Source organism: Thermoflexus hugenholtzii JAD2, from assembly GCF_900187885.1.
GTDB lineage: Bacteria > Chloroflexota > Anaerolineae > Thermoflexales > Thermoflexaceae > Thermoflexus > Thermoflexus hugenholtzii.
The window spans coordinates 107,913-127,231 of the sequence record NZ_FYEK01000003.1 but is presented as its reverse complement, the minus strand read 5'-3'; the positions used below and the strand labels follow the sequence as shown (position 1 = coordinate 127,231).

Here is a 19,319-nt window from a genome sequence, read left to right as displayed (position 1 = left end):
CTTATTCAGGAGGTGGCCCATGCACTGGGAAATTGCCCCGGAGCGGACTTATCCGGTGTTGCGCGTCTCACTGGAGCGGGGGGAAGAAGTGGTGGCAGAGCCGGGCGCCCTTCTCCTCATGCAGGGACCCATTCGAGTGAACACAGGCATCCGAGGTGGGGTCCTTCAGGGGCTCATGCGCTCCCTGGTGGGAGGAGAATCTGTCTTCCTCAACACTTTCCGAGCAGAAGGCCCGGCCCAGGTATGGCTCGCGCCGGCAGGCATCGGCGACATTCACTACGTCCCTTTGAACGGGGAATCCTTTGTTCTGCAGGATTTCGCTTACCTGGCGCACCATGGTTCGGTGGAAGTTTCGGTGGCCTGGCGAGGTTTCCGGGGCTTCCTGACCGAGGGGGAGCTGGTGTGGCTGAAAGTCCGTGGCACCGGAGGCGTGTGGGTCAGCGCGTTCGGGGCCATCGAGGAGATCGAAGTGCCGGCCGGGGAGACCGTCACGGTGGACAATTTCCACTTCGTGGGGATGGCGGAGGGAGCTCGACATCGGATCCGCGCGGTTGGGGGTCTGAAGACCATCCTCTTCGGCGGCGAAGGCCTGGTGGTGGAGGTAGAAGGGCCTGCTCGCCTCCTGATCCAAAGCCGGCACATGGTCTCTCTGATCCAGATCCTTCTTCCCATCCTCCGCCGGCATATCGGTTCAGGCAGGAGGTAAAGGCTCAGACGGGTAGGGGTCTCCTCGGACTTCAGCGGGAGGTCCATTCCTTTCCAACTCCACCCGCTAACCCTGGAACAGTCAGGGAGGCGATGCGAATTGACATAATGGGTTAATCTGGTATAATCCAAAAAGAACCCCTCCTCTCCGGGGGTGGGGGATGGAACAGATCTTCGTGGCCTTCGCCTCAGAGCCCTCCCTGGAAGCCATTCGGGCCGCGATCCGGCGTGGCCTGGAGGCGCTGGGGATCTCCCTCCCGACCGGGCGGCGGATCTTCCTCCAGCCGGCTTGCCCCTGGGCTCATCCCCGCTTCGCTCCCCATGCGTTCACCCCGGTCGCGCTCCTGGAAGCGCTGCGCTCGCTGTTCATCGACTGTTCCATCATTGTGGGGGCAGGAAGTCTCCCGGGCTTCCCGGCCCGTTATGCGATGCAGCAAGCAGGTTATGGGGATTGGGCTCGGCGCCATCGCATCCCCCTGATCCCCCTCGACGAGGTTTTCGATGGGCAAGCCTCCCGATGGCCGGACCTTCTTCGGGGCATTGACCTTTGGATCGCCCTGCCTCGCCTGACCGGGAGCGGGTTCCTGGGGTTCGCCGGGGCGGCGCGGCATCATATGTTCCTGCTGAACCCCACCGAGCATCTTCACGCCTACCCCCGGTTGCCGGAGGTGATCCTCCAGACCCTGCAAGAACATCCGCCGCACCTGATCATCCTGGATGCCACCCAGGTGCTCCACCGCGGGGGGGAGCTGGCAGGCGAGCCCCTTACGTTCTCGGTCCTGGTGATGGGAACCCACCTGCTCACGATGGATCTGATCGCTGCCCGGCTCTACGGCCTGGATCCTTTGGAAGTCCCCTGGATCCGGGAGGCCGTTCGGCAGGGCCTGGGCCCTGCTGACCTTTCGGAGATCCGCATCCAAGGAGATCTGTCCCTGAGGGATCTGGGGCGATTGGGGGAGCAGGTGATCCGGCCTGATCCGCTCCCGGAGCGTTATCCCTGGCCGCCCCAGGTGCGGGTGTATCGCTCAGAAGCTGAACCTCTCTGGAACATCCCCGGGGCGTTGATGGAAACCCTCTGGGTGCTGGAGCACGGGGGGATCTCCCTGGCCAAAGCCCGCGAGGCAGCGATCGTGATCGGATCGGTGGGAGAGCTCCACCGGCCCCGAACGGACACAGCGGCAGCGATCCTCCTGGGAGACTCGGCACGGGCGGATTATCGCGGATACAGCCGGATCGTTCGGCTGCCGGGCCGCCATGTCCCCGTGGCCCGGCTCCTGCTGGATCTCCCCTACGTCCTGCAGGTGGCCTCGCTCCGAAGCGAGCTGGGCTGGGGGTTCCTGTGGGCATCCCTCCGGGCCTTCCTGCAGCGTCGGCTCCGGCCCCGAACGCTGCGTGAGGCCCGGATGTAGATGAATGTTTAAGAAAGGAGGTGAAATCGAGGAGAGCGAGGTGGTTCCCGTATCACTTCATCTCACCTTCAAGGAGGTCGCCATGTTTGCCACCCTGCAGCGGATCGGTCGTTCTTTGATGCTGCCGATCGCGGTGCTCCCGGCAGCGGGGATCCTGTTGCGGTTCGGGCAGCCGGACCTGCTGAACATCCCATGGCTGGCGGATGCGGGTGGGGTGATTTTCGGCAACCTGCCCCTGCTGTTCGCCATCGGTGTGGCCATTGGCTTCACCGCCGACGTTGGGACGGCTGGCCTGGCCGGGGCGGTCTGTTACTGGGTGCTGACGAAGGTCCTGGCCGACATCAGCACCAGCGTTTATCGCCTCGAGAAGCCTTCCGATATGGGGGTGCTTGCCGGCATCCTGAGCGGACTGCTGGCCGCTTATCTCTACGAGCGCTTCCACACCATCCAGCTTCCCGAGTGGCTGGCTTTCTTCGGCGGCAAACGGTTCGTCCCCATCGTCACCGCCTTCGCGGCGGTGATCCTGGGAATTGTGTTCGGGCTGATCTGGCACTGGCCGGAGCAATGGCTGGCCGCTGTGGGGAACTGGGCCACCCAGGCCGGGCCCCTGGGCGCGGCCGTCCACGCCTTCCTGAACCGTCTGCTGATCCCCTTCGGCCTTCATCACATCATCAACTCCATCGTCTGGTTCCAGTTCGGCGATCTTACCCGCTTCTTTGAGACCCGGGGCGCGGAGGGCGGGCTGTTCATGACCGGGTTCTTCCCCATCATGCTCTTCGGGCTGCCCGGCGCCGCCCTGGCCATGTATATGACCGCAGATCCGAAGCGCCGACCCATTGTGGGCGGCATCCTCTTCTCAGCAGCCCTGACCTCCTTCGTCACCGGGATCACCGAGCCGGTGGAGTTCGCCTTCATGTTCGTCGCTCCCGTCCTCTACGTGCTGCACGCCGTGCTGACCGGGATCTCCGCCTTTGTCACCATCTCCCTCGGGATCCGACATGGCTTCACCTTCTCGTCGGGGATCATCGACTACATCATCAACTTCGGAATCGCCAAGCAACCTCTGTTGCTCCTGGGAGTCGGGGTGATCTTCGGGGTGATTTACTACGTGCTCTTCAGCTGGCTGATCCAGACCCTGAACATCCCCACGCCCGGCCGGGAGCCGGAGGCCTGATCCGCATCCTTTTGTGCAACCCGGTCCCTGCGGGTGGGGGTCCGCCCGCCCGCAGGGACCTGTCGGTAAAGAGGGGGCGGTATGCGAGACAAAGCGTTGCGCTATATCGAAGCCCTCGGTGGTCGGGAGAACATCCGAGAGATCGACGGTTGCATCACCCGTCTGCGGGCCACGCTGGTGGACCCGAGCAAGGTGGACGAGGCGAAGCTGCGGGCGGCCGGGATGATCGGGCGTCCGGTCCGGATGGGAAACGGGATCCAGATTGTGGTGGGCACCCACGCGGAGCTGATCGCCACGGAGATCAACAAAATCCTCCGGGGAGGCTGAATGATCCCCATCCTTTCCCCCTTCACCGGTCGTGTGGTGCCTCTGGAGGAAGTTCCGGATCCCGTTTTCGCGGAGCGGATGTTAGGGGAGGGGATAGCAGTCGAGCCCGACGAGGGGATCGCCGTGGCTCCACTGAAAGGCCGTCTCGTTGTCTTCCATTCCGCCGGTCACGCCTTCGCGATCGAAGGGGAAGATGGCCTGAAGGTCCTGGTGCACATCGGCCTGGACACCGTTCATCTGCGCGGGGAAGGGTTTGTGCGGCTGGCTCAGGAGGGAGATTGGATGGAAGCCGGCCAGCCCATCGCGCGGTTTGACATGGAGCGGATCCGCGCGGCGGGTTTCTCGCTTCTCTCCCCGGTGATCATGCCCGAGCTTCCGGCGGGCTATCGGGTTTTCCCTACCAAAGCCCATGCTGTGAGGGCAGGGCAGGATCCCCTGCTTTACGTTGTGCGGGAGCAAGGATGAGCGTGAAACGCCTGCTGGACGCTTTTGCCAGCGACTTCCGCGCCATGGACGGCCGGGAGCTGCGGGAAAGCATCCGGCTCGCCGAGGGCCGGACGCTGTGCGCGGAGATCCTGGTCTTGGCCCCTCCGCTGGTGGATGGGATCAGCAACGTGGAACTGGCGGCGGCAATGGGCGCAGACCTCATTCTGCTGAATGGTTATGATGTCCTGCAGCCACAGGTGATGGGCTTCCCAGGGAGCGGGGATCTGGATTTGGGATGGGCTCATCTGCCAGCGGGTGTGGGCATCACGCCGGGGCAGATCAAGCAGTGGGTCGGGCGTCCGGTGGGTCTTAACCTGGAACCGATCCCGATTCCGGAGCTGGCAGCGCGGGCTCCAGGGCGGCTGGCCACGCCGGAGAACGCCCGGCGTGCGCATGAGCAGGGGGCGGATTTCCTGGTGATCACCGGCAATCCGAAGACCGGGGTCACCGGAAAGGGGATCGCGGAGGCCGTAAGGCGAATCCGAGAGGATCTGGGGGATGCCCTTCTTCTCCTGGCGGGGAAGATGCACCGGGCAGGGGTGAACCAGCCGGTGGTCACGGAAGCGGATGTGGAGGCCTTCCTCGCAGCCGGGGCGGATGGCGTGCTGATCCCGCTGCCCGGAACCGTGCCGGGGCTTCTGGAGCACGAGGCCGCCCGGCTGGTCGAGCGGATCCATCAAGCGGGACGACTGGTGATGGGCACCATCGGGACCTCCCAGGAGGGTGCCTCCTCCTCGGTCATCGAGCAACTGGCCCTGACCGGCAAGCGAATCGGGGTGGATCTTTTCCACATCGGCGACGCGGGGTTCACCGGGATCGCCTTCCCTGAAAACATCTACACCCTCTCCATTGCGATCCGCGGGCGCCGACACACCTGGCGCCGTATGGCTGCCTCTCCGTATCGCTGAAACCCCTTTGCGCCCCGGAGGGGGAGGTGCCAGCCGACCCTCTTGACAATTCCCTTCTTTCCCATTACACTCGAATTGAATCGTTTCAATACCGGGGGTGGGATGGCGACGATCCGGGATGTGGCGCAGCGGGCAGGGGTCTCTCCGGCCACGGTCTCGTATGTGTTGAACAACTCCGGGCCGGTGCGCCCGGAGACCCGGGAGCGGGTGATGCGGGCCATCGCCGAGCTGGGCTATCACCCCCACGCCGGCGCCCGCCAGCTGAAACGCCGCCGCACGGACACCATCGGCCTGATCCTCCCCACCGGCGAGCGCCGCCTTAGCGATCCCTTCTTCCTTGAACTGATCCACGCCCTCGGCGATGCCTGCGCCACCCATCAACTGGACCTCCTGATCGCCACCTGCCGGGACCCCGCCGCCGACCTGCGCCTGATCGATCGCCTCTTCAAGGGACGCCGGGTGGACGGCTTCATCCTGATCGACCTGCAGCGCCACGACCCCCGCATCCCCCACCTCCAGGCTGCGGACATCCCCTTCGTGGCCTTCGGGCGGATCGAGGGCGATGGGGAATTCCCCTGGGTGGATGTGGATGGGGCGGCCGGGATGCGGGAGGCCGTCGCCTACCTGGTTGGAAAGGGGCATCGCCGCATCGCCTACCTGAGCCCCCCGCTCTCCTTTACCTTCGCCCACCACCGCTTCCAGGGCTACCGGCAGGGCCTGCTCGAGGCGGACCTCCCCTTCGATGAGAACCTGGTCCGGATCACCCGCCTGACGATCGAAGGGGGCTACGAGGCCGCCCGAGCGCTCCTGGAGGCCGGGATCCCCTTCACGGCCCTGATCGCCGCCACCGACCTGATGGCCCTCGGGGCGATGCGCGCGCTGCATGAGGCCGGGCGGACCCCCGGACAGGATGTGGCCGTGATCGGCTTCGACGACATCCCGATGGCCGCCCAGGCCCACCCACCCCTCACCACCCTGCGCCAGCCCATGGACCAAATCGGCGAAGGCCTGGTCCGCACCTGGCTGGCCGCCGTCAACGGAGAATCCCCAACCCCGATCCTGATCTCACCGACCCTGATCCGCCGGGAGTCGGCCTGAGCCCACTCCGTCACCACGAACCCGGCTCTTTGAATTTCAATGTGGATTGAAACGTTTCGAACGGAGGATCGATGCAGTTGCCGCGGGATTATTACCATGTGTTTCTGGGGAACGGACACGACGCGGTGCTGATCGGCTACACCGGGGCGATGGTGCCGGACCGCCCGCCGAACGGCTGGCATCCCTATCTGGATCGCTGCCAGTGGTATAAGTCCGACCGCTACTACCCCGAGGACCGCCTGGTGGATGTGGTCCCTCCGCGCCGCCCGCCCTTCGCGGAGGCGCTGCCGAAAGCGGGAAAGCCATGGGCGGAGCTGGCCCCCCTGGGCTACACCGCCTATGAGGTGGAGGTCGAGGGACAGCCGGGCCATGTCCGGGGCTTCACCCAGACCTTCGTCCCCGAGGAAGGGACGGTCTATACCACGGTGGACTGGGGGGTGGCTCGGGCGGAGGTGACCACCTTCCTGTGCCCCGACCGCCCGCTTTTGGTGATCCGTTACCGCTTCAACCGACCGGTCCGCCTCCGGGCCCTCGCCGCCCCCGGAGTATGGCATGAAGAGGGCTATGAGACGGATCCCTTCGACGCCCTCACGTTCCTGGAGGACCGTCCGGCGGCCTTCTACCGGCTGGGGCCCTACCAGGGCTTCATCGAGATCGCCCTGCCTGAAGCCCGGCGGTGGGGGCGAGAGGGGAAGGTCTGGTGGCTGGAGGGGGAGGGGACCGTTTTCACCCACTACTTCGCCATCACTGACGACTATGCGGGCCCCCTGGACACCGCGGTCATCCCCCGGGCGATGGAAGAGGGGCCAGAGGCGCTGCACGCCCGCACCCGTTCGTTCTGGCAGGCTTACTTCTCCGTCTCCCGTTTCGAGATCCCTGCGCCCGACTTCCAGCGGGTCTACCGGACCAGTCAGTATCTCTTCAAGGCCATCCAGAACCCGGTCTCCGGAGGGCTGCCGGTAGGTAACCTGCGGCTGACCTGGTCCTCTCACCTCTTCTGGGACGCCTACTTCATCCACCGGGCGCTCTTGGAGGCCAATCACATCCCGGAAGGGGAAGCCGCCATCGGGTTCTTCCTGCGCACACGGGAAGCTGCCGCGCGCCATGCCCAGGAGGATTTCAATGCGCCCGGCCTGAAATGGGACTGGGAGCTGACCCACCGCGGGGAGCCCGCCTACGGCATCTGGGTGCACCAGAAGGAGCAGGTCCACAACAACGCGGCCTACGCCAACATGCTGCTCCAGCAATACATCTTCACCCGAGACCGCCGGATCCTGGAGGCGGTGTTCCCGCTGCTGGAGGGCCTGGCGACCTTCTTCCTCCATACGGTGGTTGAGGAGACCACGGAGGGCTTCGCGGTCCGCCCGATGGTAGGGGTGGATGAGCGGCCGGTGCGGGTGCGCAACGAGGGGATCACCCTGGCCGGGACCATCCGCCTGCTGGAGGGCTATGCCCAGGCGGCCCGCTGGCTGGGTCGGGAGAACGGCCTGGCCCGTCGCAGCGCCGAGGCCGCCGCCGGTCTGCGCTGGACGCTGGACGGCCTCTACAACGGCCGCTACTTTCAGGCCTCAGAGGACGAGGATCGCCTCAACGTGAGCAGCCTGGCCCCCATCTATCCGATGGAGGTGATCCCCCCGGAGGATCCCCGGGCCATCTGGACAGTGCATGCGTATCGGGCCCGATATGCGGGGCGAATGGTGGGCCACGGGAACAACGAGTGGGGCTTCCCCTGGGCTGCGGCGATGCTGGCCACCCTCCAGGCCTGGCAGGGCGACGGGGAAGGAGCCTGGCAAACGTTGCAGGAGCTCCGCCCCGCTTTCTCGCTGCATGGGGGGATCGCGGAGACGGTGGATGAAGAGGGCCGGTGGAACATGCAATATTTCGCCACCGCCCACGGGGCGCTGTGCACTGCCTTGCATCACCTAATGGTTCAGACGCGGGCGGACCGCCTGGTCATCGGGCGTTCGATCCCTCCGGAGTGGGAGTCCGGATCATGGGAGAACCTGCGGGCCCACGGCCTGCTCGTTTCCGGCCGCTGGGATCGCCGGCAAGGCTTCCTGGAAGCGGTCCTTCGCAACCCCACAGCGGAGCCGCTTTCCATCCGGCTTCAGATCGGAGAGATGGACAGGGTTGTCTCCGTTGCGCCGGGGACGGCGCAGCGGTTCCAGATCCCATTACCTGAAAGGAGGCTGCCATGAAAAGGTTCCTGCTCCTGCTCGCGGTCCTGGCCCTGGCCGTGACGGCCTGCGCGCCGGCGGCCACCCCCACCCCCGCCGTCACCCGGGAGGTGGTGATCACCCGGGTGGAGATCACCAAGGAGGTGGAGAAACCGAAGGTCACCGTGCGGCTCTCCGGTTGGGCGGCCAACCCTCAGGAAACGGCCCTGCTGGAGTCCCTGCTGTATCGCTGCTCCCTCAAGAACCCGGACGTCGTGGTGAAATATGAGCCGATCACTGGGGACTACTGGGCCAAGATCAAAACCCTGGTCGCCTCCGGGGAGGAACCGGACATCTACTATATGGACATCTTCCAGTTCCCCTTCTTCGCCGCCAAGGGCGTTCTGGTCCCCCTCGACGACTATATGGCGAAGTCCGGCGTGAAGAAGGAGGATTTCATCAAGACGCTGATCGATGCCTTCACCGGGCCGGACGGCAAGGTCTACGGCATCCCCAAGGACTTCAACACCCTGGCCCTGTTCTACAACAAGGACCTCTTCGCCAAGGCCGGGATCCCGGAGCCCAATGAGAACTGGACATGGGACGACCTCAAGGAGGCCGCTCGCAAGCTCTCGGATCCGGCCAAGGGCATCTACGGCCTGGGCGTCCCGCCCGATCCCGGCCGCTTCCCGATCTTCGTCTTCCAGAACGGGGGTCGCATCATGAAGGAGGACTTCAGCGACACCCTGCTGGACAGCCCGGAGGCCGTTGAGGCGGCGCGGTTCTATACCTCCTTCCGGGCGGAGAAGATCGGGGCCATCCCCTCGGACGTGGGGGTGGACTGGCAGGGGACGGCCTTCGGGCAGGGGAAGCTGGCGATGGTCTTCGAGGGCGGCTGGCTGATCCCCTACCTGCGGGAGCAGTTCCCCACCCTGAAGTGGGGCGCGACCTTCCCGCCGAAGGGTCCCAAGGGGCGGGGGAACCTGATCTTCACCGTGGCCTATGTGATCTCCAAGAACAGCAAGAACCCGGAGGCCGCCTGGAAGACCATCGAGTGCCTTACCAGCGAGGAGAGCCAGACCGTGGTGCTCTCCACCGGGTTCGCCCTGCCGTCCCGCGCCCAGCTCACCGAACACGAATACTTTAAGACCCATCCGGAGTCCCTGGTCATCTTCAAGGGTGCGGAGTTCGGGACGCCCTTCATGTGGGGCCTGCGGGGGGATGTGGTGAACGAGCAGATGGGCAAGGCCCTCGAGCGGATCTACCTGGAAGGCCAGGACGTGGCGGCCAGCCTCCAGCAGGCCGCTGAGGAGATCCGCAAGGCCCTCAAGGAGCAGCAATAACCACGGAGCGGGGGGGCGGGCCTCCTGGGCCCGCCCCCTAAGGGGGGAAGCGATGGCCCGGAAGTGGCGTCGGCGGCTGGGGGAGTGGGTCGCTGCTTATGTTCTGCTTTCGCCCTATCTCTTCGTCTTCCTGGTCTTCAACGTCTTCGCCATCGCCTACGCCCTCTATCTCTCCTTCACCTACTTCGATCTCTTCAGCCCACCCCGCTGGATCGGATTGGGAAACTACCTTTACCTGCTCCAGGACCGTCTCTTTCTGCAGAAGGCCGTCCCCAACACCCTCAAATATGTGGCCGTGGTGGTTCCCACCCAGACGATCATCAGCCTGCTGCTGGCCTTCGCTTTAGACCAGGAGATCAAGTTCCGCCGCTTCTTTCGCACGCTGTTTTATGTCCCCTCTGTGACTTCCTCGGTGGTGATCAGTTTGATCTTCCTCTGGTTGTTCAAGAAGACCGGGGTGATCAATCAGATCCTGGGTCTCTCCATCGACTGGCTCAACAGCCCCGTCTTCGCCCTGCCGACCATCATGATGGTCAACATCTGGTCCACCACCGGGACCATGATGGTGATCTTCCTGGCCGGCCTCCAGGACATCCCGGTCACCTACTATGAAGCCGCGATGATCGACGGGGCGAACCGCTGGCAGATGCTCCGCCACATCACCATCCCGCTGCTGCGCCCAGTGATCTTCTTCGTCGTGACCATGGGGGTTATCGGCTGCTTTCAGGTGTTCGATCAAATTTACGTGATGACCGCCGGGGGGCCGCTGGACTCCACCACCACCATCGCCTACCTGATCTACAAGTGGGCCTTCCAGAGCACCACGCCCTTCATGGGGCGGGCCTCGGCGGTGGCCTTCGTGCTGGCGGCGATGATTCTAATCGTGACTGTGATCCAGCGCCGCCTGATCGAGCGTCCGACGGAGGTGTGAGATGGCGGTCGAGGCGATGGCGCCGGCCAAGCCGGCGGCGCGCTACCGGGACGAGTTCGCATGGTGGGATCGCATCAAGAAGCCGCTTTTTTATGGGGTGCTCATCGGCTGGTCAATCATCGCCGTGACGCCTTTCTACCTCACGGTGGTCTTCTCCCTCAAGCCCCTTACCCATCTTTACGAGGCGCCCTTCTTCTGGCCGATCCCCTTCACCCTAGAGAACTATCTCAAGGTCGTCACTGAGTTCCGACACCTCTTCCCCCGCTGGATGCTCAACAGCGCCCTGGTCGCGGGGCTGCTCGCCGTGGTCCGCACCCTCTTCTGCGCCATGGGGGGTTACGCCTTCGCCCGGCTGCGCTTCCCGGGGCGGGATCTCCTCTTCTGGGCCATGCTGATCACGATGATGATCCCCGGCCAGGTCACCCTGATCCCCAACTTCCTGATCGTTCGCCAGATGAAGCTCTTAGACAGCCTGCTGGCCCTGATCGTGCCGGGGATCGCGGGGGCCTTCGGGGTCTTCATGATGACCCAGTTCTACAAGAACCTCCCCCGGGAGCTGGAGGAGGCGGCGATGATCGACGGGGCCGGGTGGTTCACCATCTTCTTCCGCATCGTCCTGCCCATCAGCCGGCCGGCCCTGCTCACCCTGGCCCTCTTCACCTTCCAGGGGGAATGGAACGCCTTCATGTGGCCCCTGATCGTGCTCAACTCGCCGGAGAAGTTCACCCTGCCCCTGGGCCTGAGCTGGTTCAAGGGGGAATACTACACGGTCTACTCCGTGGTCCTGGCCGGATCGATGTTCAACAGCATCCCCATCCTCCTGCTCTTCTTCCTGTTCCAGGGCTATTTCACGCGGGGCATCGCCCTCACGGGGCTGCGGGAGGGATAGGCCAGACTCGGTGGGATGCTGCGGAGCCAGCTGTTAGGGGGTTGATGCGGGATCCTCGCGTGCGGATCCCTCCCCGGTCGGGGCTTCGGCTTCGGAGCCGGCCATTCGATGCAGGAAGTCCGCGAACCGTTCCAGATCTTGTCGCAGACGCTTCAGACAGGGCTCCACACCCTCCGCCAGCTCCTGCAGCCGCTCCGGCTTCAGGCGGAAGGCGTAGATGTGTCGCACAAGATGATGGAACCCTCGATATTCATCCAGGCACTCTCGCGTTTCTCGGGAGAGAACCGGCGGACGAATTCCAGGGATCTCCGCCGACATCTGCACCAGCAGGTCCCGATGCCAGTCCGGTCCTCCGGGCCGATGTCCGTCGATCTCACGGGCGATCTCCTCGAAGATCCGCTCCACTCCTGTGTAGAACCCGTGGAGGTTCAGCGCCACACCATCCCAGTAGCCATCATCCCCGGTCCGCAGGGCCTTCTGGCAGAGATCCCGGGCCCGCTGGGCGGAGCGGGCGATCTCTGCGAGCTCCTCGCGTATCCATCCGATGAGCGCGAGAAAGCGAGCCCTCATAGCGGCACCCCCTCCTGTTCGATCCGCCGGCGAAGTGAGGGAGGGGCGTCCTCCAGGCGCACCACGTCGATGGGGAAGTCAGGATCCAGCGATTGAAGCCGGCCGACCGCCCGACACAGATCCCGCTCCGCGAGGCCGGCGACCGCCAGATCGATGTCGGAGCGCTCATCCAGCTGATTGCGGACCAGGGAGCCGAAGGCCCAGACCTGTCGGACGCCGAAGGATTCTTTGAGCAGCCGGGCCGCACGGGCCGCCACGCGCCAGGCCCGTTCCCGTCGCTTCGCCCCTTCGATCCGGCGATCCTGCTCCCGGCGCCGCCAGCCCTTCCGATAGGGTTCCAGATCATCCAGGCGCTCGCTCATCTCTCCCCCGTATAACCACAGCCCCTACAATCATGAGGTGCTTCGCGTGAATGCGCCAGTCCCCCGCTTGAAAGAACCCAGCGACAGTCGAACCTCCCGTCCGGTATCATGAGAGGGGTTTGAGCAGGAAATCCAAACGGAGCGTTCATCGATGGATCTTCGGAAAGCCCTCCTCGCAATCCGTTTGGTGGGTCTGCGCACGGCATTCCGGGCGGTCCGGGCTGCATGGGAGCGAGACCGCTGGGAACGTAGGGAGAAGCGACCGGCGCTTGCCGCGTGGCAGTCGGTGGAACCCTTAAGGACGATGATCCCTCTCCCCGATGGCGCCCGCTTCACCGGGCCGGGCGCCGAGCTGGAGATCCGCTTCCTGGCCCCGGATGTCGTCCGCCTCACCTGGACCCCGGGCGTTCTCCCGTTGCCTTACGCGATCGCTCGAGAGCGTCTGGAGGAGGTTCGCGTGGCGCACAGGGAGCAAGCTGACGGATGGACGCTGGAGAGCGAGGCCCTGGGCCTGGAGGTCCGAGCCGATGGGGGGATCCGCTTCCGCGATGGCGCGGGGAGGATCTGGCGGGCGGAGGACCCGCCGGAGCGCCGCGGGGAGGCGTGGCGGCATCGCGTTCGGCTCCGCCCGGAGGAGCGGCTCTACGGGCTGGGGGAGCGGGCGGCCCCGCTGAACCGCCGGGGACGCGTTTACCGGATGTGGAACCGGGATCCTGGCGGAAGCTACGGCCCCGGGGCCGATCCCCTCTACCTGGGCATTCCTCTCTGGCTCAGCCTTCACGCTGAGGGCGCGTATCTGGTCTTTTACGAAAACCCCTTCGAGGCCGTGTTCGACTTAGGAGCCTCCGAGCCCGAGGCGGCATGGGTGACCTTCACGGGGGGCGCGCTGCGCGAATACGTGTTCTACGGGCCGCCCCCGCGGCTGCTGGAGCGCTACACGGCCCTCACCGGCCGGCCCCCGCTGCCGCCCCGCTGGGCCCTGGGCTTCCACCAATCCCGCTGGAGCTATGAGAGCGCCGAAGAGGTCCGCGCCGTGGCTCAGGGGTTCCGGGACTATGACCTTCCGCTCCACGCCATCCACCTGGATATCGACTACATGGACGGCTATCGGGTGTTCACAGTGGACCGTCGACGGTTCCCGGATTTGGCAGGGCTGATCCGCGAGCTGGAAGGGCAGGGGGTCCAGACGGTGGTGATCGTGGACCCCGGGGTGAAGACCGATCCGGGCTACGCCGTGTATCGGGAAGGGGTGGCGCGGGGGATGTTCTGTCGGTTGCCGGACGGCCGGCTCTACCGCGGGCTGGTGTGGCCGGGCTGGTGCGTCTTCCCGGACTTCACCGATCCAGAGGTCCGGGCGTGGTGGGGGGAACATTACCGCGCCTTCCTGGAGGCCGGTGTGGCGGGCTTCTGGCACGATATGAACGAGCCCACGGCCTTCGTCGCCTGGGGCGAGCCGACCTTCCCGGACTGCGTGCGCCATGCGATGGAGGGGAGGGAAAGGGATCACCGGGAGGCGCATAACCTCTACGGCCTGTTGATGAACCGCGCGGCCTGGGAGGCGCTGCGGCGGCTGCAGCCGGATCATCGCCCTTTCTTGCTCACCCGCTCGGGATGGGCCGGGATCCAGCGTTACGCCTGGACCTGGACCGGGGACGTGGAGAGCTCGTGGGCAGCGTTGCGCCAGACCCTGGCCACCGTCCTGGGCCTGGGGCTCTCCGGGATCCCCTATAGCGGGCCGGACATCGGGGGGTTCAGCGGGGCGCCCTCGGCGGAGCTGTTCATCCGGTGGTTCCAAGCTGCAGCGTTCATGCCCTTTTTCCGGAACCATGCGGCGAAGGGCACGCCCCGGCGCGAGCCCTGGGTCTTCGGCGAGCCGATCCTCTCCATTGCCCGCGCCTTCCTGCGCCTGCGGGTCCGCCTGTTGCCGTATCTTTACACCCTGGCTTGGGAGGCCGCTCAGACCGGGGCGCCGCTGGTCCGCCCGCTGTTCTGGCTGAACGAGCAAGACCCCGCGCTGTGGGAGATCGAAGATGCGTTTCTCCTGGGATCCGCCCTCCTGGTGGCCCCGGTGCTTGAGGCGGGGGCGCGGGCCCGGGAGGTCCTCCTCCCCACGGGAGAGTGGTATGACTTCTGGAGCGATGCGCAGCGGGCGGGTCCCGCCCGGGTCCTCGCGGAGGCCCCGCTGGATCGGCTCCCGCTCTTCGTCCGGGCGGGGAGCCTCCTGCCGCTAGCGGAGCTGGAGGGAGTGACGCTTCATCTTTACGTGTCGTCGGAGGGAGGAGGGGAGGGGGTGTTCTACGAGGACGCCGGCGACGGCTTCGGACCCTATCGGGTGGATCGATTTGAATGGTGGTGGGAAGGGGAGAGCCTGCGCATCCATCGGATTCGCGAGGGGGAGCTCTCCGAGCCGGAAGGCGGATTCCGGCTTGAGTTTCACGGATTCGCGCCGGCCCGGGCATGGGCGGACGGCCGTCCCGTGCCGGTGGAAGGGTCAACCCTTGTTACCCCTCCGTTTACGGAGCTGATCCTGGAAGGACGTCCGGTTCGATCGCCGGCGTGACGAGGTTTCGAGAGATCTCCCCGATGAGGGGCGCATCAGGAGTTTCCCCCAGCGCTTCGCAGGCCCTCTGGTAACCCTGGAGCATGACGGAGGCCGGCTCCCGGAAGGCGGCGGGCTCCGCGCGGAGGAAAGGGAGCAGGATCCGCAACCCCTCCGCGAAGGCCTCACGAGCTTCCCGCGCGCGCCCCAGGTCCAGAAGGACGCTTCCGTAGGCCCCCAGGCTCATCGCCAGGTCGGGGAGGAAGGTCTGGGGGCGTTGTGGGGCCAGCCGGCGGTAGATCTCCACGGCTTCCCGGGTGGCCTGCAGGGCCTCCTCCCGCCGGCCCAGTTCGGAGAGCCACATGCCCAGATCGTTCAGGCTCCTCGCCAGATGGGGCAAGAAAACCTCCGGGTTCTGTTGGGCCAGCTCCCGATAAGCGTTTTGCCCCTCGCGTTGATGCATCAGGGCCAAGAGGAGGTCCCCAACAATCCCCCCGAGGCTTCCACCAGGGCCTCCATCGCCTCAGGATCGAGAAGGGTCTCCGCGACGCGGCGGCGGATGACTTCCCGCTCCGTCCTCATTTTACCCTACGGACTATGGAGGCGGAGCGATGATGTTCCTGGGTTATCATTGGTGGCGGAACGCGCTCGGCGGGAGCGCGCCGATCCGTATCCCGAGCGAGGAGGCAGCGGAATGCGGTGGGGAGTGCGGGAACAGCGATTACGGGAGGCGCTGGTGGAGATCGGGGCACGGCTTTACGCCCGGGGCCTGGTCTCCGCCAACGACGGGAACCTCTCGGTCCGCGTGGATGCGGAGCGTTTTCTGATCACCCCGCGGGGGCGGAGCAAGGGGCACCTGCGCCCGGAGGACTTGGTGGTGATCGATCCAGAGGGACGGGTGGTGCGGCCGGGCCGGGGCGGGGCGATGCCCTCCTCGGAATGGCCGATGCACCTGGAAGCCTATCGGCAACGCCCCGACATCGGGGCCGTCCTTCACGCCCATCCCCCCTTCACCGTCGCCCTCACCGTGGCCGGGGTGACGTTCCCCTCCGAGATCCTGCCGGAGGTGGTCATGACCGTGGGAAAGGTCCCGACTGCCCGGCTGGCCGTCCCCAGCTCGGAGGACGACGCCCTGGCGATCCGGGAGTGGATCCGGGAGCACGATGCGGTGCTGCTGCCCCATCATGGGGTGGTGACCGTGGGGCGCACGCTGGAGGAGGCCTGGGTGCGGATGGAGCGGATCGAGTATGCGGCGAAGGTGTATCTGCTGAGCCGGGCGCTGGGGGAAGCTCGATCGTTGCCGCCGGAGTTCCTAAAGGCGCTGGCCAGCGCAGGGTGAGAAAGCAGGGGGCGGGCGACATACGACCCGCCCCCTCCCGCTTTCGGGTTCATCCGTTCGCTCAACGGGTCTCGATGCGCGCGGCCCGCTCCTTCAGGGCGGCCTGGGCCGCGGCCAGGCGGGCCACCGGCACCCGGTAGGGCGAGGCGCTCACGTAGTTGAGCCCGATCTCGTGGCAGAACTCGATGGAAGAAGGATCCCCGCCGTGCTCCCCGCAGATGCCGACCTCCAGGTCCGGCCGAGTGCGCCGGCCTTCCTCCACCGCCATCCGCATCAGCCGGCCCACCCCTTTGCGGTCCAGCACCTGGAAGGGGTTCTCGGGGACGATCTTCTCCTCGAGGTAGCGCAGGAGGAACTTGCCCTCGGCGTCATCGCGGCTGATGGCCCAGACGGTCTGGGTGAGGTCGTTGGTGCCGAAGGAGAAGAACTCGGCGACCTGGGCGATCTCGGCCGCCAGCAGGGCCGCCCGCGGGACCTCGATCATGGTCCCGAACTTGTATTCGATCTCCACCCCTTCCCGGGCCATGACCTCCCGGGCCACCTCATCGACGATCTCCCGGACGATCTGGAGCTCCTTCACGTCGGCGCTGAGGGGGATCATGATCTCCGGCTTGGGGGTGATGCCCCGCCGCTTCACGTTGCAGGCGGCCTCGAGGATAGCCCGCACCTGGAGACGGATGATGTCCGGGTAGAGGATGCCGAGGCGGATACCCCGCAGGCCCAGCATGGGGTTCATCTCCCGCAGGGCGTTGACCGCCCGCAGGAGGGCCTCCTTCTCGGCCAGCTCCTCCTCCATCTGCCGGATGGACTTCTCGCCCTTGCGCGGGCGGTAGCCCTTGATCTTGCGGCGCTCCTCGATGCGGGTCCGCAGCTCCACCACTTCGGCCAGGAGCTCCTCGTAGCGCGGCAGGAACTCGTGCATCGGCGGGTCGATGAGCCGGATGATCACCGGCAGCCCGTCCATGGCCTCGAAGAGACCCTCGAAGTCCTTCCGCTGGACGGGCAGGAGGCGATCCAGGGCCTTGCGGTAGGCCTTGACGGCCTTCGAGGTCCGGACGGCGCGTTCGGCCTCTCGCAGGGCCTTCTGGGCCTTCGGATCGTCGGGGCGGGCCTGAGCGGCCTGCTGCGCCGCCCGCAACTGATCCATCAAGCGCTGGGCCTCGGGGGCGTTGAGGATCATCTGGCGAACGTAGGGCAGGCGGTCGGCCTCGAAGAACATGTGCTCGGTGCGGGCCAGGCCGATGCCCTCCGCTCCGAACTCCCGGGCCTTGCGGGCATCCCGCGGGTAATCCGCGTTGGCCCAGACCTGCAGGCGCCGGAACTCATCGGCCCAGGCGAGCAGCTCCGCCAGCTCCCGCTCCTCCGCCAGGTTGGGGTCGATGGTGGGGATCTGGCCGGCGAAGACCTCGCCGGTGGAGCCGTCGATGGAGATGAAGTCGCCCTCGCGGATCACCCGGCCGTTGACGGAGAACTGCTTGCGCTCCAGGTCGATCTGCAGGGCCTCGCAGCCGACCACTGCCGGCTTGCCCAGGCCCCGGGCCACCACCGCCGCGTGGGAGGTCGCCCCGCCGCGCTGGGTGAGGATGCCCCGGGCCGCGATCATCCCATGGACGTCGTCCGGCGTGGTCTCCGGCCGCACCAGGATGACCGGCCGGCCGTCCCGGCCCCAGGCCTCGGCCGTGTCGGCGTCGAAGACAGCATGGCCGGTGGCCGCGCCCGGGGAGGCGTTGAGGCCCCGGGCTAGCAGATCCCCCTTCTCCCGGGCTCGCTCCTTGGCCTTCTCGTCGAAGCGGGGCAGCAGGAGCTGGTTGATCTGCTCAGGCTCGACTCGCATCACCGCCTCTTCTTTAGTGATGAGGCCTTCGTGGACCATGTCCACGGCGATCTTGACGGCGGCCTTGGCGGTGCGCTTGCCGGTGCGGGTCTGGAGCATCCAGAGCCGCCCGCGCTCGATGGTGAACTCCAGGTCCTGGACATCCCGGTAGTGACGCTCCAGGAGCGCCGCCACCTCCAGGAACTGCTGGTAGGTCTCCGGCATCCGCTCCTCGAGGCTGGGATAGCGCAAGCGCCGCTCCTCTTCGGAGATCCCGTGCTCCCGGGCCCACTCCTGCGAGGCCTTCTTCGTGATCTTGAGGGGCGTCCGAATGCCGGCCACCACGTCCTCGCCCTGGGCGTTCGGGAGGTATTCTCCATAGAGCTCCTTCTCACCGGTGGCCGGGTTGCGGGTGAAGGCCACGCCGGTGGCCGAGTCGAAGCCCATGTTGCCGAAGACCATGGTCTGGACATTGCAGGCGGTGCCCAGGTCGTGGGGGATCTTGTAGAAGTTGCGGTAATCGACCGCCCGCTTGCCGAACCAGGAGTCGAACACCGCCCGGATGGCCTGGCGCAGCTGCTCCAGGGGATCCTGAGGGAACTCCTCCTCGAGCTCCTTGCGGTAGAGGGCCTTGAACTCCTCCACAATGTCCCGGAGCATCTCCGCGGTGAGATCGGTATCCTGCTTACCCTTCGTCTTCGCCTTGTAGCGGTCCAGGATGTGTTCGAACCGCTCACCGGGGATGCCCTTGACGATGCGGCCGAACATCTGGATGAGGCGGCGGTAGGCGTCGTAGGCGAAGCGCTCGTCTCCGGTCTGGGCGATCAGGCCTTTCACCGTCTCATCCGTGAGGCCGACGTTGAGGACGGTGTCCATCATCCCGGGCATGGAGAATTTGGCGCCCGAGCGGACGGAGACCAGGAGAGGGTTTTGGGGATCGCCGAAGCGGCGGCCGACTTTCTCCTCAACGCGATGAAGGGCCTCCAGGACCTGCTCCCACAGCCCTTCGGGGAACTGGCGGCCGGCGGCGAAGTACGCGTTGCAGGCCTCCGTGGTGATGGTGAACCCGGGAGGGACCGGAAGGCCCGCCCCGGCCATCTCCGCCAACCCGGCGCCCTTCCCACCCAGCAGATCCCGACGGCGCTCCGCCGGAATCTCGCGGTAGCCTTCCTCGAACAGGTAGACCCACTTCTTCATCCTCCCACCTCCCGTGGAAAAGTGAGGGAGCCGCCGTCAACAGGTTTCAAAAGAAAATGATAGGACAGCCCTC

Annotated in this window: 17 protein-coding genes; 13 read left to right on the top strand and 4 right to left on the bottom strand. The window is 66.0% G+C overall.

What is annotated here, in order from left to right; all coding sequences use genetic code 11:
• The first annotated feature begins 19 nt into the window (after nt 1-19).
• The 11 genes from CFB18_RS01125 (at nt 20) to CFB18_RS01080 (ending at nt 11,426) form a co-directional block, all read left to right on the top strand.
• The gene (locus CFB18_RS01125) at nt 20-706 is read left to right on the top strand and encodes a TIGR00266 family protein (RefSeq protein WP_088569971.1); all 687 of its coding nucleotides are present in this window, start codon (nt 20-22) and stop codon (nt 704-706) included.
• A gap of 160 nt (nt 707-866) precedes the next feature.
• Entirely contained in the window at nt 867-2,114 is a 1,248-nt protein-coding gene (locus CFB18_RS16145; protein ID WP_088569970.1) for a DUF362 domain-containing protein, read from the top strand.
• Nucleotides 2,115-2,196: 82 nt separating this feature from the next.
• Nucleotides 2,197-3,288, top strand: coding sequence for a PTS transporter subunit EIIC (locus CFB18_RS01115; RefSeq protein ID WP_200808014.1), 1,092 nt, complete (start codon nt 2,197-2,199; stop codon nt 3,286-3,288).
• Between the two features lie 81 nt (nt 3,289-3,369).
• A complete protein-coding gene (locus tag CFB18_RS15510) occupies nt 3,370-3,615 on the top strand; it encodes a PTS sugar transporter subunit IIB (RefSeq protein ID WP_200808013.1) in 246 nt (81 codons plus the stop codon).
• Entirely contained in the window at nt 3,616-4,080 is a 465-nt protein-coding gene (locus CFB18_RS01110; RefSeq protein ID WP_088569969.1) for a PTS sugar transporter subunit IIA, read from the top strand.
• A 2-nt stretch (nt 4,081-4,082) separates the two neighbouring features.
• Complete coding sequence (locus CFB18_RS01105) at nt 4,083-5,009, top strand: DUF7916 family protein (protein ID WP_088570187.1); 927 nt, start codon at nt 4,083-4,085, stop codon at nt 5,007-5,009.
• 102 nt (nt 5,010-5,111) lie between these two features.
• Nucleotides 5,112-6,107, top strand: a complete 996-nt coding sequence (locus tag CFB18_RS01100) for a LacI family DNA-binding transcriptional regulator (protein ID WP_088569968.1) — start codon at nt 5,112-5,114, stop codon at nt 6,105-6,107.
• Between the two features lie 71 nt (nt 6,108-6,178).
• Nucleotides 6,179-8,305, top strand: a complete 2,127-nt coding sequence (locus tag CFB18_RS01095) for a glycosyl hydrolase family 95 catalytic domain-containing protein (protein ID WP_088569967.1) — start codon at nt 6,179-6,181, stop codon at nt 8,303-8,305.
• Nucleotides 8,302-9,606 carry an ABC transporter substrate-binding protein gene (locus CFB18_RS01090; protein ID WP_088569966.1) on the top strand — a complete coding sequence of 435 codons (1,305 nt, stop codon included), beginning with the start codon at nt 8,302-8,304 and terminating at the stop codon, nt 9,604-9,606. The genes CFB18_RS01095 and CFB18_RS01090 overlap by 4 nt, the downstream gene beginning before the upstream one ends.
• Nucleotides 9,607-9,658: 52 nt before the next feature.
• Nucleotides 9,659-10,537, top strand: coding sequence for a carbohydrate ABC transporter permease (locus CFB18_RS01085; RefSeq protein WP_088569965.1), 879 nt, complete (start codon nt 9,659-9,661; stop codon nt 10,535-10,537).
• Between the two features lies 1 nt (nt 10,538).
• Nucleotides 10,539-11,426 carry a carbohydrate ABC transporter permease gene (locus CFB18_RS01080; RefSeq protein ID WP_088569964.1) on the top strand — a complete coding sequence of 296 codons (888 nt, stop codon included), beginning with the start codon at nt 10,539-10,541 and terminating at the stop codon, nt 11,424-11,426.
• A gap of 33 nt (nt 11,427-11,459) precedes the next feature.
• On the opposite strand, the gene CFB18_RS01075 is transcribed toward CFB18_RS01080, so the two are convergent.
• Together CFB18_RS01075 and CFB18_RS01070 are read right to left on the bottom strand one after the other, a co-directional pair.
• The gene (locus CFB18_RS01075) at nt 11,460-11,996 is read right to left on the bottom strand and encodes a ribonuclease toxin HepT-like protein (RefSeq protein ID WP_200808011.1); all 537 of its coding nucleotides are present in this window, start codon (nt 11,994-11,996) and stop codon (nt 11,460-11,462) included.
• Nucleotides 11,993-12,358, bottom strand: coding sequence for a nucleotidyltransferase family protein (locus tag CFB18_RS01070; RefSeq protein WP_088569963.1), 366 nt, complete (start codon nt 12,356-12,358; stop codon nt 11,993-11,995). The genes CFB18_RS01075 and CFB18_RS01070 overlap by 4 nt, the downstream gene beginning before the upstream one ends.
• A 151-nt stretch (nt 12,359-12,509) precedes the next feature.
• Between CFB18_RS01070 and CFB18_RS01065 the strand changes: the two genes are divergently transcribed.
• The gene (locus CFB18_RS01065; protein WP_088569962.1) at nt 12,510-14,918 is read left to right on the top strand and encodes a glycoside hydrolase family 31 protein; all 2,409 of its coding nucleotides are present in this window, start codon (nt 12,510-12,512) and stop codon (nt 14,916-14,918) included.
• On the opposite strand, the gene CFB18_RS01060 is transcribed toward CFB18_RS01065, so the two are convergent.
• Complete coding sequence (locus CFB18_RS01060) at nt 14,872-15,297, bottom strand: tetratricopeptide repeat protein (RefSeq protein ID WP_200808010.1); 426 nt, start codon at nt 15,295-15,297, stop codon at nt 14,872-14,874. The two genes, CFB18_RS01065 and CFB18_RS01060, sit on opposite strands and share 47 nt — an antisense overlap.
• Nucleotides 15,298-15,591: 294 nt before the next feature.
• On the opposite strand from CFB18_RS01060, the gene CFB18_RS01055 reads away from it, so the two are divergent.
• Nucleotides 15,592-16,236: a class II aldolase/adducin family protein gene (locus CFB18_RS01055; protein WP_159461507.1), complete on the top strand. Its 645-nt coding sequence runs from the start codon at nt 15,592-15,594 to the stop codon at nt 16,234-16,236.
• Between the two features lie 61 nt (nt 16,237-16,297).
• Here CFB18_RS01055 and ppdK read toward each other — a convergent pair whose 3' ends face one another.
• Nucleotides 16,298-19,246 (bottom strand): pyruvate, phosphate dikinase, encoded by a 2,949-nt coding sequence (gene ppdK, locus CFB18_RS01050; RefSeq protein WP_088569959.1) that lies wholly within the window; start codon nt 19,244-19,246, stop codon nt 16,298-16,300.
• Nucleotides 19,247-19,319 lie beyond the last annotated feature (73 nt).

Coding starts and splice junctions, on each gene's coding strand:
- CFB18_RS01080 (WP_088569964.1), top strand. CDS start 10,539: ATGGCGGTCGAGGCGATGGCGCCGGCCAAGCCGGCGGCGCGCTACCGG.
- CFB18_RS01095 (WP_088569967.1), top strand. CDS start 6,179: ATGCAGTTGCCGCGGGATTATTACCATGTGTTTCTGGGGAACGGACAC.
- CFB18_RS01125 (WP_088569971.1), top strand. CDS start 20: ATGCACTGGGAAATTGCCCCGGAGCGGACTTATCCGGTGTTGCGCGTC.
- CFB18_RS01065 (WP_088569962.1), top strand. CDS start 12,510: ATGGATCTTCGGAAAGCCCTCCTCGCAATCCGTTTGGTGGGTCTGCGC.
- CFB18_RS01070 (WP_088569963.1), bottom strand. CDS start 12,358: ATGAGCGAGCGCCTGGATGATCTGGAACCCTATCGGAAGGGCTGGCGG.
- CFB18_RS01075 (WP_200808011.1), bottom strand. CDS start 11,996: ATGAGGGCTCGCTTTCTCGCGCTCATCGGATGGATACGCGAGGAGCTC.
- CFB18_RS01115 (WP_200808014.1), top strand. CDS start 2,197: ATGTTTGCCACCCTGCAGCGGATCGGTCGTTCTTTGATGCTGCCGATC.
- CFB18_RS01090 (WP_088569966.1), top strand. CDS start 8,302: ATGAAAAGGTTCCTGCTCCTGCTCGCGGTCCTGGCCCTGGCCGTGACG.
- CFB18_RS01110 (WP_088569969.1), top strand. CDS start 3,616: ATGATCCCCATCCTTTCCCCCTTCACCGGTCGTGTGGTGCCTCTGGAG.
- CFB18_RS01100 (WP_088569968.1), top strand. CDS start 5,112: ATGGCGACGATCCGGGATGTGGCGCAGCGGGCAGGGGTCTCTCCGGCC.
- CFB18_RS16145 (WP_088569970.1), top strand. CDS start 867: ATGGAACAGATCTTCGTGGCCTTCGCCTCAGAGCCCTCCCTGGAAGCC.
- CFB18_RS01085 (WP_088569965.1), top strand. CDS start 9,659: ATGGCCCGGAAGTGGCGTCGGCGGCTGGGGGAGTGGGTCGCTGCTTAT.
- CFB18_RS15510 (WP_200808013.1), top strand. CDS start 3,370: ATGCGAGACAAAGCGTTGCGCTATATCGAAGCCCTCGGTGGTCGGGAG.
- CFB18_RS01055 (WP_159461507.1), top strand. CDS start 15,592: ATGCGGTGGGGAGTGCGGGAACAGCGATTACGGGAGGCGCTGGTGGAG.
- ppdK (WP_088569959.1), bottom strand. CDS start 19,246: ATGAAGAAGTGGGTCTACCTGTTCGAGGAAGGCTACCGCGAGATTCCG.